This is a genomic window from Alteromonas macleodii ATCC 27126, assembly GCF_000172635.2.
Classification (GTDB): domain Bacteria; phylum Pseudomonadota; class Gammaproteobacteria; order Enterobacterales; family Alteromonadaceae; genus Alteromonas; species Alteromonas macleodii.
The window spans coordinates 253,280-267,921 of the sequence record NC_018632.1; the positions used below are offsets into that span (position 1 = coordinate 253,280).

Genomic DNA, 14,642 nt, shown 5'->3' on the forward strand with positions numbered 1-14,642 from the left:
AAGTTCATACTTTATACAACTATTCTGACGTTTTCGCATTAACAACGGGGAAGATAATTACAAATTCTACGCCGTTGCCTTCCTCACTGGTAATCGATATTGAACCATTAAGGGCTTGCGTTACTAAGTTGTATACCAAGTGCATTCCCAATCCGGAACCACCTTGCCCACGCTTCGTAGTGACAAAGGGGTCAAATATCCGTTTGCGAATTTCTGGGGAAATGCCTTTTCCGTTATCGGTATAAACAAGCTTGAGCTTATTGCTACTCACCATTTCGGCACGAATATCAATAGTGCCTTCATCCATGGTTTCAAACCCATGAATAACCGAATTCATGATTAAATTAATCAAGATTTGATTTATTGGGCCAGCCTTCGTTTCAACGCTAAGGGTAGGGTCGCAATCTACGTTGATGTTGTGTTTTAATTTTTTGAGTCGAGGCTGCAATGACAATAGTATCTCATTAACTAGCTGTACAACGCAAAAACTTCGGCTAGATTCTGAGGTTTGATCTACAGCAACCTGCTTAAAACTGCTAATAAGTTCGGCAGCTCTGTTCAAATTGCGGTAAATAATGTTGAGGTTTTCGTTACTTTCATCCAAAAAGCGTTTCATTGCACTGGCTTTCAGCGTTTTATTTTCAAAGTCTTTTTGAATAACCGCTAACCTGTCTAACATCATTGTCGACGCAGTAACGCCTAAACCTATCGGAGTATTTACCTCGTGCGCAACGCCCGCAACCATATCACCGAGCGAGGCCATTTTTTCATTCTGTACAATTTGACGCTGGAACTGATGTAGCTTTTCTAACGTTTGAATAAGTTCCTGGTTTGCATCCTTAAGGGCGATGGTTCGGTGACTTACCATATCTTCAAGGCTGGCATTGAGCTTTCTATGTTGCTCCTCCGCCTGTCGTTGCTTTTGCATATACTCTTGCATGCGAAACAGCATCACATTCACGGCGTCAGCCAAGATATCGAGTTCTCTAATGGTGGAGCCGCTGGCACGGGCTGAATAATCACGTTGTCGTGAAGTACGCTGCAAGAAGTTAGCAATGTCTTCAACGGGGCCAGTTACAATACGCTGCATACGCACTGCAAAGTAAAAGCTAATAGCCAATAGCGCCAAGGCTACTGCTAAATTAAGCCAAATCGACTTTCCAACAAGCTGGTTAAAATTCTCTGAGGAAATTCGTAAATATATCCAGCCTAACTGAATGTTCGTCTCAGTGTCGAAGACTTTTGCACTTAATTCAAGGTATTGCCCATTGTCGGCCAACTGAGGTGTCATAAACATGGACGCCAGTTGATTTTCCTTGCCTCCTAACAATAACTGGCCTTCCTTGTTATAAGAGGCGAAAATCTGGGGCTCTAGGTTACCGCTTTGCGCTTTATAAACGTGGGCATTTAAAACATGGTCGGCGGCAGCAAGGTTACTTAGGGCAAGTTCAATACGCTCTGGCGTTTCGTCATAAAGATACATAGCTGAACTGCTTGCGACCAACTTGGCTAACATGAGTGCGTTAGACTCAAGTTCATGACGATAGGTTTTAATTTGCGTGTAGACGGCAAGACTGGATAACACTGCAAGCGAAAACGTAGTAATTGACATTACCACCCAAATGAAAAGGCTTTTAATCGTAAGCTTGACTACTTTATCCGTCATATCCGTTTTGCGTATTGTCCATTCGCGTCTTCCATATACTCATAGTGGCGCAAAAATGCACAAAAAGGAAGACGCCCATAAACAATAATTAATGTACGCAAAGCCCTTTAGTTGAGGGTTGAAACGTATAGTTGCTGGTAATTCTTCGCCGCTGCTTCCCATGTGAATCGCGTTCGCATTCCACGTTGCTGCATCGCCCTGAATTTTCCGGCATCTTCGTAGAACGCCAGCAGAGCTCGACGAATGCAAGATAGTAGTGCATGTGGCGTAGGATCATCAAACACAAAACCCGTACCTTCACTATCGTTGCTGTAATCGATAACCGTGTCTTTGAGTCCGCCTACCGAACGTACGATGGGAATGGTTCCATAAGCTAAGCTGTACATCTGGTTCAATCCGCACGGCTCAAACTGAGAAGGCATTAGGAAGAAATCAGCGCCGGCTTCTACCAAATGGGCATGTTCGGAACTAAACCCGTTTATAAACGCGAATTGGTCAGGGTGTTGTTGAGCGAATTCGCCAAGATCCATACACACTTTAGGGTCGCCCGTGCCCACAATTGCCATTTGAACATTGTGCTTAATTAAATCGTCCAAAATGGGCAGTATGTAGCTAAAGCCTTTTTGTTCAGTCAGCCGGCACACCATTCCAATAAGCGGTACGTTGCCATTCTCAGGTAATCCCGACTTCTCCTGTAATGCTCGTTTACATGCGGTCTTTGGATGAAGATTCTCTACACTGTAATTCTCAGGTAGGAATGTATCTGTCTCAGGGTTCCACTGAGTGTAGTCACATCCGTTAAGAATACCGCTTAAGTCGGCTTGACGATTTACAAGCCGCTCGTGTAGGCCATGACTACCCAGGTCAGTAAGTAACTCGCTCGCATAGTTAGGGCTTACGGTTGTCACTTTCGTGGCAAATTCAATCCCGCTTTGCAGCATATTGATGTAACCGCCGTGCACTTGCGCCAGAATGTTTGGATGATGGCGAAGAAAGGAAATGCTCTCAAGCTTATGCACGCCTTGAAAAGCCGCGTTATGAATAGTGAATATGGTTTTAGTACCATCAAAATACCCAGATTTGTCGTGGGTGAGTAAAAACGGAAGCATGGCCGCATGCCAGTCGTGACAGTGAATAATATCAGGCTTTTTATCGATAGCTTTTAGCGTTTGTAGTACGGCGCCACTGAAAAAGCTAAAACGCTCACCATTGTCTTCATAGGCCTCAAATGCGTTGGCGTATAGCCCTTCACGCATAAAGTATTCGGGCGAGTCTACAAAGTAAATAGGAATACCGTGCCATTGCATGTAGCGAATATCAAAATGGTACACCTGACCTTCAGTAAACAGGGTTTGTTGCTCGGTTACAGTTGGTAGGTTCAACTGTTCAGCCAGTACTTGGTAATAAGGCATAACAATGGTGATGCTTTCGCCCAAGGTATCTAGTGCGAGTGGGAGTGCTTTTCCAACGTCTGCAAGGCCGCCGGTTTTTACCAATTCTTCAACTTCTGAAATAGCAAATACAATATTCACAGGTGATCCCCCAGAGCGTAACGTGCAGTGCACTTGTAATGCTTAAATATAGTGTACGGAAAAAGCGCCGTATGCCATTGCGTGGAGTACGCAATGGCATGAGCAACAGGTAGAAAAGCTAAATTAGCACAAGCTAATGGTTTTTTTAATTACAAAGCCGCTTGATAAACAGAAAATTGCGACGTTTGTGCTGTGGTATAGACCGTTTGGAAGTGCTCAGCGAGTAAACCTGGGTAGGGTAAGAATCGGTTTGCCACCATCTGCATAGTGCCGCCGCGACTTAAGCTTGCTTTAGCGTCAGAGATAAAGCGCTTAGTGATGGTGTAGTCAGTTTTAATGCCAGTATGAAATGGCGGGTTGGTGACAATATGCTGTACTTTTTGAGTAAAACCGTGCAATCCATCCGCAGCATAGAGTGTTGCTGATAACCCATTGTCTGCTAGGGTGAGTGCACTACAGTAAACTGCAAGTGCGCTGACATCAGTAAGATGAAGCTTCAAATGCGGATACTTAAGCATTATATAACTGGCAATCACGCCAGCGCCGCATGCGAAATCCAGAATTTCACCACTCAATGATGTTGAGAGTTTTTCTAGTAAAAGCTCAGTTCCCGCATCCAGTTCTTTGTAGCTGAATACGCCAGGCATAGAGGCCACTTGCCAAGCTGTGCCCTCAACGTGATAAGTATTCATATCGAGCCATGCATCCGGTTCAAAGGCAAGATGTGGCTCTTCAACTAAAACGGTGATAAGACTGCAGTGGCGAGCAGAATCAACCTTTTGGGTTGGGCCGTATTGGTCCATCAACTTAGCAGCACTTTTTATACCGCCCTTATTTTCACCCACCACGTGAATACGACCATTTTGGCCCACCATGCTGGCTGCCATTCGCAATAGCATCTGAAAATGGGTTTTTGCTTTGGGTAAGAAAATCATCACGTCAGTGTGAGATTTCTCTAGTGCAACGAAAGGCGTAAATATATGAGTATGATTTCCGACTTTTTGCGTCACCTCAAAACCTGTGCGCGTAATATCTCGGCTATCAAACGATACCGAGGGTACGACTCTTACGCACTCTGAAAAAATATCGAAATATTGGTGAATTACCGTGACTTCTTGCGATTTAAGACCGTCCAGAAAATACGCATCAGAAGGGTTGATAAATGCCCACTGACCTTCGTCGAAAAGCGCGATATTACGTTCTAACAGTTGGCTTTGAGGAGATAAAATCATTACTTAGTACGCTCGAAAATTAGATCCCAAACGCCATGACCTAATTTTTGGCCACGGGTTTCAAACTTGGTAATTGGGCGGTAGTCTGGACGAGGTACATAGTCGCCGTCAGTTGCAGTATTGGTGTAACCGTCGGCATTGATCATAACGTCTAACATGTGCTCAGCATATTGCTCCCAATCTGTCGCCATATGAAAACAACCGCCAATAGCTAATTTGGTGCGAACCAGCTCAACAAATTCAGGCTGAACAATACGGCGTTTGTGGTGACGCTTCTTGTGCCAAGGGTCTGGGAAAAATAGCTGTAGACGAGACAACGAACCATCTGGGATCATATTTTTGAGCACTTCTACCGCATCATGGTCCATTACACGCAAGTTCTCGACGCCTTGTTCGCTTGCTTCAGCTAAGCATGCGCCAACGCCTGGACGGTGAACTTCAATGCCGATAAAGTCTTTCTCAGGTGCATTTGCGGCCATTTCAACCAATGACTTGCCCATACCAAAGCCAATTTCTACAACAACAGGCGCACTTCGGCCAAAAATTTCTGACAACGATAACGGTGCTTCAGCGTAGTCAATGCCCTTGGTTGGCCAGTAATCTTCTAGCGCTTTTTCTTGTGCTTTAGTAAGTCTACCTTCGCGTTTCACGAAGCTTTTTACCTTGCTTACGTATACTCCAGCGGCTTCTGCTTCCGCCTGACTTTTGAATTGCCTCATTTGCAATGCCTTTCTTACCCAATTTTATGGTGGCGCATTATCCACTTACCCACGGCTTATGCAACGCTATCGTGGCAAAAATGCTGTAATTTTATACGCCAATTTGTTTCGCAATAATAGACGCTACGGCGTCAGTTTTCTCAAGTACTACCATATGCCCGGCGTCACTAATGGTGTGGAACGTCGCTTTGGGTAGTACATTTTTTAGCTGCTTAATTGTTTCTGCTGGTGCAATGGCGTCTTGCTGGGCAGTAATAAACGTTACTGGCGCATTGATCTTTGCGAGCGCTTTAACGGTACTTTCTCGTGGTGTGGTTGCTAGCGTGTGGTTAAGTAACGTTGTTTTACCTAAATCCTGCGCCATCGATTTTACAACACCAGCCACGTTTTCATCCGCTAAGCGGGAAGGGTGGATAAATCGCGAAAGATAAGCGTCGTTGTCGGGCTTAAAGTTACCTTGCTTGAGCATAGTAGTAAGCTGCTTGCGCTTTGCAATTTCTTCTTTTGATAACCCTTCTGGGTTGTAACCGATTAAGGTTATCGAAGCAATATTGGCAGGATTGCGCTGTGCTACTAATGCAGCTATAAACCCGCCCATCGAATAACCCACAAGGTGCACTTTTTCGTTATCAAGAATACGATCTTCACTTAATGCCAGCATTTCTTCTAGCGATGCTGCCCATTGAAGCGGTACATAACGACGTTGTGCAATATTTAGTTCGCGCCAAAGCGGTAGAAATACGCGTTCGTCACAGAGCGTACCGGGAAAAAATAAAACAGGGTGCTGCACAGACACGTGTGCTCCTTAACAATAAACTGGCTAGTTACATGCTACCATAGCGCGCTTTTTAATGAATGGTCGCTAAGTAGAAAACGACCTAGCGGTAGTAACTGCCCATACAGACGATTATGACAGAACAACAATATACAGGTAGCTTTGCAGAGCGAGTACTCGCATGGTTTGATAAACACGGGCGAAAGCATTTGCCTTGGCAACAAGACGTTACGCCTTATAAGGTGTGGGTGTCGGAAATAATGCTGCAGCAAACTCAAGTCACCACGGTAATTCCTTACTTTAAACGCTTTATGGCGTCTTTTCCTACCGTGCACGACTTGGCTAAGGCATCTCAAGACGACGTGCTTCATCATTGGACTGGGCTTGGCTACTACGCAAGAGCAAGGAATCTTCACAAAGCTGCGAATATGCTGGTAGATAATTACAACGGCGAGTTTCCCTATACTCTGGAAGAAGTCATGGACTTGCCCGGCATAGGGCGCTCAACCGCAGGGGCGATACTTTCGCTATCTCGCAATATGCGCTTTCCTATTTTAGATGGCAATGTGAAGCGTGTGCTGGCGCGATACTATGCAATTGGCGGGTGGCCGGGACAGAAAAAGGTAGAGAATCAGCTTTGGGAAGTGGCCGAGAAAAACACGCCCACCAATTCAGAAGGCGGACGTTGTGCCAACTATACGCAGGTGATGATGGACTTGGGCGCGATGATCTGTACGCGAAGCAAGCCAAAGTGTGATGAGTGCCCGCTTCAAGCCGACTGTATTGCCTACGCCCAAGGCGCGCAAGCCGACTACCCGGGTAAGAAGCCGAAAAAGGCGCTACCGGAGAAATCCACCTATATGATGGTGGCACAGTTTAACAGCCAAGTGTATTTAGAGCAGCGTCCCTCAACAGGGCTGTGGGGTGGCCTATATGGTTTTATTGAGGTGTCTTCAATAGAAGAGGGGATTGAGCAGTTGGCCAAGCGAGGTATCAATGTCGACGAAACCCGAACGCTTGAAGGTTTCCGTCATACCTTTAGCCATTTTCATTTAGATATCACCCCGGTAGTGGCCGTGGTAAACTCTGCTCCAACAAAGCGCGTAGCCGAAACGGCATTTCGTTGGTTTTCGTTGAACGAGCCTATTGAAGTTGGTTTAGCGGCACCTACAACCAAGATTATTCAGCAGTTAGTGCGTTAGGCCTTCTAAGCCCAACGTAATATTTATTGCTAAGCAGATAGCGAACGAAAGGAAATAACATGGCAAGAACGGTATTTTGTCGCAAGCTTCAAAAAGAAGCTGACGGCTTAGATTTCCAACTTTATCCAGGTGAGCTGGGTAAGCGTATTTTCGACAACATTTCTAAAGAAGCATGGGCTGAATGGCAAAAAAAGCAAACCATGCTAATTAACGAACATAAGTTGAATATGATGGAACCGAATGCCCGTAAGTTTTTGGAAGAAAAAATGTCGGCATACTTGTTCGACGACGTAGAGCCTACGATTGAAGGCTACGTTCCGCCTGAAAAATAAGCAAAAAAGCCTTTTTTGAGCAAACAATGCGCAAACAGTAATAAAAGCGCAAAAAAAGCGAGAAAAACGGTTGACTTGTGAAGGCGAAAACCGTTTAATACGCACCCACAGCAGGACAGGCAGTAAACGCCTAGAACGCTAACAAGTTTCAGCCTCGATAGCTCAGTTGGTAGAGCAGCGGATTGAAAATCCGCGTGTCCCTGGTTCGATCCCGGGTCGAGGCACCACTTATAAAGAAGCCCTGATCAGAAATGGTCGGGGCTTTTTTGATTTCGGCGGTTGAAAACACACGCACACGCTAACGTGCCCCTGCGGCTGCGCCGCGCGTTGCAATCCCGGAGCGAGGCACCATTATTCAGAAAGCCCTGCATGAAAATGCAGGGCTTTTTTGATCTCGGCGGTTGAAAAACACAGGCACACGCTAACGTGCCCCTGCGGCTGCGCCGCGCGTTGCAATCCCGGGTCGAAGCACCATCATTTAAGCCCTTGCAGAAATGCGAGGGCTTTTTTGATTTCGGCCAACCAGCCCCGAGCTTTCAATTAAATCCGGTTTTTCCAAAAACTATTCTGATAAAAGTTATTTCTCTAGTGCTTTAACCATCCAGTTATGCCAAATTCTGCGTTAATACCTACGAAAGGGTACTTAATTTAGCGAGTGGTGCACTTATTGACTTTTAATCTAAGTAACTTGATGCACTTAATCGTCGAGGTTTGATTTAATGCGTCTTGTGTCTTGTGTCTTGTGTCTTGTGTCTTGCGTCTTGCGTTTGGAGTCTTGTATGAGTTATGACTAGACTTTCGTTATAGATTTTCACAATTTAAATTAAAAGGGAGTTTAATTACGATGCTTAAGTATATTCATAGTTTTCTGTTTTCGAATAAAAGCCATCGAGTACGTGTGAAGTCGCCAATTGTATTTAAATTAGGTGCTTATGTAACATTCTTCGTGGTTTCATCTATTGTATTTTCCGGTTCTACCTTAGCAAAAACGGTTTGTAGTACTGAAGTGATAGAGGAAAAAGGCACCCCTACTCTCAGTTCTGGGCTGATTGATGCAATGTATGAAGCAATTAGCACTAACACGTTTGCCCTTGACGAACCTTATACTTTGATAAGTAAGAAACATTTCTGTACGGGTGTAGGTAAGTCTAATAAAGGAACCGAAAGCTCTTTGGAAACCTTTAACAGTGTTCCAAATCCTGATCCAGCTCCGAAAGGAGGTGATAAGCAAACAGTCAAGCAGACTAGAGCTGATGGAACCAGGGAGTGGACTTATACATATATGAATGGAGTTTGGGTATTGACTGGATACAAATACACACCTTTGCCTGATGCTGATAGTTTGGATCCATAATTGACCGGCCCCAAATAAATGGATTCACGATATAGATGAATTCGGGCATGATTATGCCCCCTAGTGGGGCTTATCGATGAAATCGAAATGAACAGATAGTTTCCAATATTAAGCAGCATGAAGCGGGGCTGAAAGGCCAATTAACACCTCAAGTCATTGATGATGACGAACACACAAGCGCTAAGACATCTGTACCAAACTTAAAAACTCTTGAAGCGAAGACACATGGAATTGTGCCTTTGGTGACTTTTTAACGCCCGGTCGAAGTATCTGAACCGTTTTCATACCTAAACTATTACCCGCACTAATTTCTGACTCCTCACTGTCTCCAATAACCCATACCTCACTCGGAGCTGTATTATATTTTTTGGCTATGATGTCGAAGTAGAATGCTTTGCCTTTTCTAGGCGGGTTACCTGGGTCATCGTAGTAAATGTCTTCAAAAGCACCTTCAACGCCCAATTGGCGAATTTTCGAATGTTGAAATTTTTGGAATCCAGAAGTTACAAGTAGCTTCACCTCTTCAAACGCATTAACTAAATGAGTGTCTTCATAGCCTTCTATAGGGTGCGCAATACTCAACTGCGAAAAGTAAGCATAACTCGCAGATTTTGAATGCTCAGAGAACTTATATTTTTCAACAATATAGTCCAAAGGTTTACGCCAAAAATCCAGACGCATTTCTTGTCTCATAGAGGGAGTTAAATCGTTACTCTTATCTGACTCGATGACATCGAATAGAGGTAGCAATATGTCTTCACCTACACTATTGCCCGGAGCTAAGCAGTTGTCGAAATCAAAAATAATTAATGGCATGTATGGATAAATTACTAGGGAGTGGTGTGCACCATAGTCGCACATGAATGTTTCGATTTCAGAAAGAGCAACCTGCATAGTCGCGCACTTGTCGCATAGTGGAATTACGCCAAATACTCTGAAAGCAAGCCTGATAAGAACTAGTTTGCGCTTTTTAGGCGCAGTTAAAGCCAAAAAACGCTTTTTTAATAAAAAACTTATGCATGTTCTTGCCTACTTTTCAAAATGGGTACTACGCTTACTTCATATGTAAAAACGCAGCGAAATATAACGTTGTTACTTTTTAAAAGAGGTAACGCGCCATTGCTCTGTGTTTTAAAGAGATAGTTTTTGGCTTAACACCTGTGATTTTAAGCGAAGTGAGAAACTTCGAACTGTTAATAATGATAGAAAGCTAGCTGCTTCGTTCAACTGCCTTGTCTGAAAGAAGCAACCGGCAGTTGAATGTTCAGGGTGAAACTAAGCCGCGCGTAATTCTCAAGGAGAGTTTTTTGTCAGCTAACAACAAATCTTCAAATCAGCAGAGCGCAGTAAACACTATATTTGCTATTTCAGGTATTGGAGTTATCGCTTCGTGGGTGCTCTACTTTTCAGTATCGGCGTTAGCCGCTCTCGCTGTGCTAACCGGCGCAGTGGTGATTTGTGCCCTTATTCACTCAAAAAATAACAGCGAAAGCGACGAGATATACCCGACAGAGAATAGTGCTGCGGATATGGCGGCAAGCAGAAATGCTGATATTGAAAAAGCCAGTGAGGGGTTAAGTGTTTCACTTGGCACTTGTGACGCCAATTTATCGGACATCAAATCAACGCAGGATGACGCAGTAGAAACTTTGTCTCACGCCTTTAGCAGTTTGAAATCACTAGTTTCTCAACAAATTGAGTGTATTGAAGATCTGCTAAGTGTGGACGAAGCGCATACGCAGTCTTACTCCGACCGAATGCGCAATTTCGCCCGCGAAACCGATGGAACACTAACGCAATTCATTGATTCTACAGAACAGATGTCGTCGTCGACAAAGCACCTAATGGAGCAAGTGCAAACCATTCAACAGGCCATGCCTACGGTAATTGAAGCACTGAGTGGTATTGATGACATCGCTGCACAAACTAATTTACTTGCTTTGAATGCGGCTATAGAGGCGGCGCGAGCAGGTGAGGCTGGTCGTGGCTTCGCTGTTGTTGCTGATGAAGTCAGGGCGCTCTCAACTCGCTCCACTCAGTTTAGTGATGTGATTAAAACCCAGGTCGAGAACATAAGAAGTCTGGTAGATAAGCTCACAGACACTGCTGAATTTGTAGCGTCTCAGGATATTTCTCAGGTGGTTAATGCTAAATCACATATCAGTGAGCAGTTGTCTGAGATTATCAAGAAAGCGGAGGCTGACCTTGTAACCACTAAACAGATTGAAGACATTGGCTCTCAGCTTGACGAGTCGATAAATGCGGCCATTCGGGGTATGCAGTTTGGCGATATCAACGGCCAACACATTCAGTATACCCAAGATATGATCAAGTTCATTTTAGAGCAGTTGGCGACGTTAGACGCTAACAATATCGAGCGTTTCGTCAGTGCATTAAACGAGTACCAAAAAGGACTCGCTGCGAAAGGGAAAAATGACCACAACCCTGTGTCTGCAACATCTATGGACGCTGGGGAAGTCGAATTGTTCTAGCTAAGCAAGGAACAGGAAGCACAGTCAGTAATGACCTACTTTGGAGAAGTGAGCATATGAGCAAACACATTCTAGTTGTTGACGATTCAGTGTCCATTCGTCAGATGGTAGAAATGACCCTAAAAGGTGCGGGCTATACCGTTACGACAGCCCAAGACGGGCAAGATGCATTAGATAAATGCAAAAGTCAGCAATTTAATTTTGTTTTAACCGATCAGAATATGCCACGAATGGATGGCCTTACGCTTATAAAAAATTTGCGCGGTTTGGGGACTTACAGCAGAACGCCTGTTGTTATGCTTACTACAGAAGCAGGCGACGATATGAAAGCAAAAGGTAAAGCCGCTGGCGCCACAGGCTGGATGGTGAAGCCTTTCGATCCAAACAAGCTTCTTGATGTAACGAAGCGCGTGCTGGGCTAAATCGCCCACCCACTCCTAAAATCTGGAAGGATTCGGAATGAGCATCGATATAGAACAGTTTCATGGCGTGTTTTTCGACGAGAGCGATGAACATCTCGACGATATGGAACAGCTATTGATGAGTTTAGATGTTGAATCCCCTGATCCTGAAGAGCTAAATAGCATTTTTCGCGCTGCCCATTCGATTAAAGGTGGCAGCGGTATTTTCGGTTTTGATGCGTTGATGAATTTAACGCATGTGATGGAAAACTTGTTAGATAAAGCCCGCAACAATGAGCTTAGTGTTACCGCTGACATTGTAAATGTGCTTTTAGAAACTCTCGATGTTTTAAAAGACACGCTTAACGCCTACCGGGATGAGACCCCCGTACCAGAAGACAGTATTGCCGAGCGCATTAAAATTCTAAATGGCGTAATCAACGGTCAATATACAGACCCAGCCCCCGGCGATGGTGACGATTCTTCAGAAGTAAGCGTGAATGCGCATAACGAAAGCGCTCAGGACGACAGCTTTGGTTTCTTTGACGATGAGCCTAATAGTGCTATTGAAGCCGCTGACGACAGTTTTGGTTTTTTCGACGACGAGCCAGTTAACGAAGTGCTCTCTCACGGCGACAACACTAAAAGTGAGAATAATGACGATGACGGCTTTGGCTTCTTCGATGATGAAATATCGAATAATACCGTCGACGCACAAACTGAAACGACTAAAACCGAAACAGCTGAAGTAGAGCAGGGTTTCGGTTTTTTCGAAGACGCACCGTCAGCTACCAATATCAATACTTCCCTAGAAATTGCGAGTAGTAATAACGCGCAAAGCGCCAGTACTCAATCGAATACAGCAACAACATCTAACAATGATAAAGCGCCAACAAGTGGCGTTGCCCCCACGACAACACAAGTCAAAACGCCACCAAAACCGCCAGCGAAAAAGAGCACTGCCCGTGAATCGGCCTCTATTCGTGTAGACACCACTAAAATTGATGCCATGGTTAACTTAGTCGGAGAGCTGGTTATTACCCAGTCTATGCTGTCTATGATCGGGCAAGACGTTGAAGGACAAGTTGGCGAACGGTTGCAGCTAGCCATTGATGAACTGCAGCGAAACACCCGGGAAATTCAAGAATCAGTGATGTCTATGCGTATGCTGCCGCTAACCGCAACCTTTAATCGTTTCCCGCGCTTAGTAAGAGATTTGGCAGGTAAGTTAGGTAAGCAGGTAGAACTGGTACTCCAGGGAGGCAGCACGGAAATTGATAAAAGTTTAATTGAAAAGATTGTCGACCCCCTTACCCATCTCGTTCGCAACAGCATCGATCACGGCATAGAAATGCCCGACAAACGCGTCGCTGCTGGCAAGCCAGAAAAAGGCACGGTTATTCTAAGTGCCGAGCAGAAAGGCGGTAGCATTATTATCAGCATTATTGATGATGGCGGTGGTCTTCACCGCGACAAAATTCTCGATAAAGCGCGAAGTAACGGGCTCACCGTATCTGATGACATGCCTGATTCAGAAGTATGGCAGCTTATATTCCAACCTGGGTTTTCAACTGCCGAAGCCATTACCGATGTATCGGGAAGAGGGGTAGGTATGGATGTGGTGCGCCGCAATATCGAATCGATTGGCGGTCGTATCGATATCGAGTCTAGCGCCGGTGAAGGTTCAGCGTTTTTCATTCACCTGCCGCTTACGCTAGCCATAGTTGATGGCATGTGTGTGTCGGTGGGTAAGCAAATCTTCGTGATCCCACTTTTAAATATTATTGAATCCTTCCAGCCTACTAAGCAGCAGCTGAAGACCTTGGGCAACGACACCGTTCTCTATATACGAGATCAATACTGGCCTTTGGTGCCCCTCTACGACTTCATGGAAGTAGAGGATGCCGCGCTTTCTCCCACAGAAGGCATTGTGGTGTTGCTTGAAAGCAGTAAAAAACGCTTTGGTGTTTTGGTTGATGCGCTCGTCGGCCAGCAGCAAGTGGTGATTAAAAGCTTAGAAGAGCATTACCGTAAGGTGGCTGGAATAGCGGGGGCAACCATTATGGGCGACGGAAAAGTCGCACTTATTATCGATGCAGACTCCATTGCTACAACGTATACCTCCAGTCAAATAGAGGAGTTACTTTCATGAGTGAAACTGCCTTGCATCAAGCGGTTACCGGCGGACAGGACAAAGAATATTTAAGTTTTGTGCTTGGCGATGAGCATTACGCCTTGGACATCACCACAGTAAAAGAAATTAGAGGGTACGAACAAGTCACTAAGATTGCGAATGCGCCAGCCTTCATAAAAGGCGTGATTAATTTGCGTGGTGACATCGTTCCTATCGTGGACTTGCGCATTAAGTTTAACGTAGGCGAGGCCACATATAACGACTTCACAATAGTGATAATGCTGAACATTCAAGAGCGTATTGTTGGCATCGTGGTAGATGGTGTATCCGATGTTATTCGCTTGTCTGAAGAACAAGTACTTCCGCCACCAGAGTTTGGCGTAGCTTTTGACAGCAGGTATCTACACGGCTTAGCTGATGTAGATGAAAACATGGTCATTCTGGTGAACATAGAAAGCTTAATAACCAGCGAAGAGCTGGGTTTAGTCGCACCTGAGAGCGTAAAAGACGACGCGTAGTTACAAGGTCCTTCACTAAACGGAAACACCTGACATTGGGAAATATTAGTTATGGGCGTATTTAATTTTCTGAACGGCGAAGAGTTAAAAATAGCGAAGCACGACTCGCTATTGAAGTCGAATATCCTAAAGGCCAGTGCCTCAAACTTGTTGGTTATCGACAAGTCGGGGGTTATTCACTACCACACTCCCGCATTCCTGCGAATGACAAAGGCCTACCCTAAGGACTTTACTGTCAACGATGGTGAGTCTTCACTATCAGGAAAGCACATAGACGACATTGCA

13 protein-coding genes and 1 tRNA gene are annotated in these 14,642 nt (G+C 44.9%); 8 read left to right on the top strand and 6 right to left on the bottom strand.

All coding sequences use genetic code 11. The features are described from left to right. Positions 1 to 19: 19 nt before the first annotated feature. The 5 genes from MASE_RS01115 to MASE_RS01135 all read right to left on the bottom strand — a co-directional run bounded on the left by MASE_RS01115 (position 20) and on the right by MASE_RS01135 (position 5,945). The gene (locus tag MASE_RS01115) at positions 20 to 1,666 is read right to left on the bottom strand and encodes a sensor histidine kinase (protein WP_014947923.1); all 1,647 of its coding nucleotides are present in this window, start codon (positions 1,664 to 1,666) and stop codon (positions 20 to 22) included. Between the two features lie 107 nt (positions 1,667 to 1,773). Continuing rightward, positions 1,774 to 3,198 carry a glycogen synthase GlgA gene (gene glgA / locus MASE_RS01120; RefSeq protein ID WP_014947924.1) on the bottom strand — a complete coding sequence of 475 codons (1,425 nt, stop codon included), beginning with the start codon at positions 3,196 to 3,198 and terminating at the stop codon, positions 1,774 to 1,776. A gap of 149 nt (positions 3,199 to 3,347) precedes the next feature. Next, positions 3,348 to 4,430, bottom strand: coding sequence for a methyltransferase (locus MASE_RS01125; protein ID WP_014947925.1), 1,083 nt, complete (start codon positions 4,428 to 4,430; stop codon positions 3,348 to 3,350). Continuing rightward, on the bottom strand, positions 4,430 to 5,149 hold the full coding sequence (trmB, locus tag MASE_RS01130; RefSeq protein WP_014947926.1) for a tRNA (guanosine(46)-N7)-methyltransferase TrmB: 720 nt from the start codon (positions 5,147 to 5,149) through the stop codon (positions 4,430 to 4,432). The genes MASE_RS01125 and trmB overlap by 1 nt, the downstream gene beginning before the upstream one ends. Positions 5,150 to 5,240: 91 nt before the next feature. Beyond that, positions 5,241 to 5,945, bottom strand: coding sequence for an alpha/beta fold hydrolase (locus tag MASE_RS01135; protein ID WP_014947927.1), 705 nt, complete (start codon positions 5,943 to 5,945; stop codon positions 5,241 to 5,243). Positions 5,946 to 6,058: 113 nt separating this feature from the next. On the opposite strand from MASE_RS01135, the gene mutY reads away from it, so the two are divergent. From mutY to MASE_RS01155, 4 genes are all read left to right on the top strand, one after another. Continuing rightward, positions 6,059 to 7,126, top strand: a complete 1,068-nt coding sequence (mutY, locus tag MASE_RS01140; protein WP_014947928.1) for an A/G-specific adenine glycosylase — start codon at positions 6,059 to 6,061, stop codon at positions 7,124 to 7,126. Positions 7,127 to 7,185: 59 nt separating this feature from the next. Next, the gene (locus tag MASE_RS01145; RefSeq protein WP_014947929.1) at positions 7,186 to 7,458 is read left to right on the top strand and encodes an oxidative damage protection protein; all 273 of its coding nucleotides are present in this window, start codon (positions 7,186 to 7,188) and stop codon (positions 7,456 to 7,458) included. A 151-nt stretch (positions 7,459 to 7,609) separates the two neighbouring features. Beyond that, positions 7,610 to 7,685 (top strand) — tRNA-Phe (locus MASE_RS01150). Between the two features lie 671 nt (positions 7,686 to 8,356). Next, positions 8,357 to 8,812 carry a hypothetical protein gene (locus MASE_RS01155; protein ID WP_232362794.1) on the top strand — a complete coding sequence of 152 codons (456 nt, stop codon included), beginning with the start codon at positions 8,357 to 8,359 and terminating at the stop codon, positions 8,810 to 8,812. Positions 8,813 to 8,992: 180 nt separating this feature from the next. Here MASE_RS01155 and MASE_RS01160 read toward each other — a convergent pair whose 3' ends face one another. Next, complete coding sequence (locus MASE_RS01160) at positions 8,993 to 9,706, bottom strand: HAD family hydrolase (RefSeq protein WP_014947931.1); 714 nt, start codon at positions 9,704 to 9,706, stop codon at positions 8,993 to 8,995. Positions 9,707 to 10,632: 926 nt separating this feature from the next. On the opposite strand from MASE_RS01160, the gene MASE_RS20465 reads away from it, so the two are divergent. The 4 genes from MASE_RS20465 to MASE_RS01180 are packed head-to-tail and all read left to right on the top strand — an operon-like array spanning position 10,633 to position 14,357. After that, positions 10,633 to 11,304 (top strand): methyl-accepting chemotaxis protein, encoded by a 672-nt coding sequence (locus MASE_RS20465; protein WP_373995662.1) that lies wholly within the window; start codon positions 10,633 to 10,635, stop codon positions 11,302 to 11,304. Positions 11,305 to 11,360: 56 nt separating this feature from the next. After that, positions 11,361 to 11,726 carry a response regulator gene (locus tag MASE_RS01170; protein WP_014947933.1) on the top strand — a complete coding sequence of 122 codons (366 nt, stop codon included), beginning with the start codon at positions 11,361 to 11,363 and terminating at the stop codon, positions 11,724 to 11,726. Positions 11,727 to 11,763: 37 nt separating this feature from the next. Beyond that, entirely contained in the window at positions 11,764 to 13,857 is a 2,094-nt protein-coding gene (locus tag MASE_RS01175) for a chemotaxis protein CheA (RefSeq protein WP_014947934.1), read from the top strand. Further along, positions 13,854 to 14,357 (top strand): chemotaxis protein CheW, encoded by a 504-nt coding sequence (locus MASE_RS01180; protein ID WP_014947935.1) that lies wholly within the window; start codon positions 13,854 to 13,856, stop codon positions 14,355 to 14,357. The genes MASE_RS01175 and MASE_RS01180 overlap by 4 nt, the downstream gene beginning before the upstream one ends. The last annotated feature ends 285 nt before the right edge of the window (positions 14,358 to 14,642 follow it).

Coding starts and splice junctions, on each gene's coding strand:
- MASE_RS01115 (WP_014947923.1), bottom strand. CDS start 1,666: ATGACGGATAAAGTAGTCAAGCTTACGATTAAAAGCCTTTTCATTTGG.
- MASE_RS01125 (WP_014947925.1), bottom strand. CDS start 4,430: ATGATTTTATCTCCTCAAAGCCAACTGTTAGAACGTAATATCGCGCTT.
- trmB (WP_014947926.1), bottom strand. CDS start 5,149: ATGAGGCAATTCAAAAGTCAGGCGGAAGCAGAAGCCGCTGGAGTATAC.
- mutY (WP_014947928.1), top strand. CDS start 6,059: ATGACAGAACAACAATATACAGGTAGCTTTGCAGAGCGAGTACTCGCA.
- MASE_RS01145 (WP_014947929.1), top strand. CDS start 7,186: ATGGCAAGAACGGTATTTTGTCGCAAGCTTCAAAAAGAAGCTGACGGC.
- MASE_RS01160 (WP_014947931.1), bottom strand. CDS start 9,706: ATGCAGGTTGCTCTTTCTGAAATCGAAACATTCATGTGCGACTATGGT.
- MASE_RS20465 (WP_373995662.1), top strand. CDS start 10,633: ATGTCGTCGTCGACAAAGCACCTAATGGAGCAAGTGCAAACCATTCAA.
- MASE_RS01170 (WP_014947933.1), top strand. CDS start 11,361: ATGAGCAAACACATTCTAGTTGTTGACGATTCAGTGTCCATTCGTCAG.
- MASE_RS01175 (WP_014947934.1), top strand. CDS start 11,764: ATGAGCATCGATATAGAACAGTTTCATGGCGTGTTTTTCGACGAGAGC.
- MASE_RS01180 (WP_014947935.1), top strand. CDS start 13,854: ATGAGTGAAACTGCCTTGCATCAAGCGGTTACCGGCGGACAGGACAAA.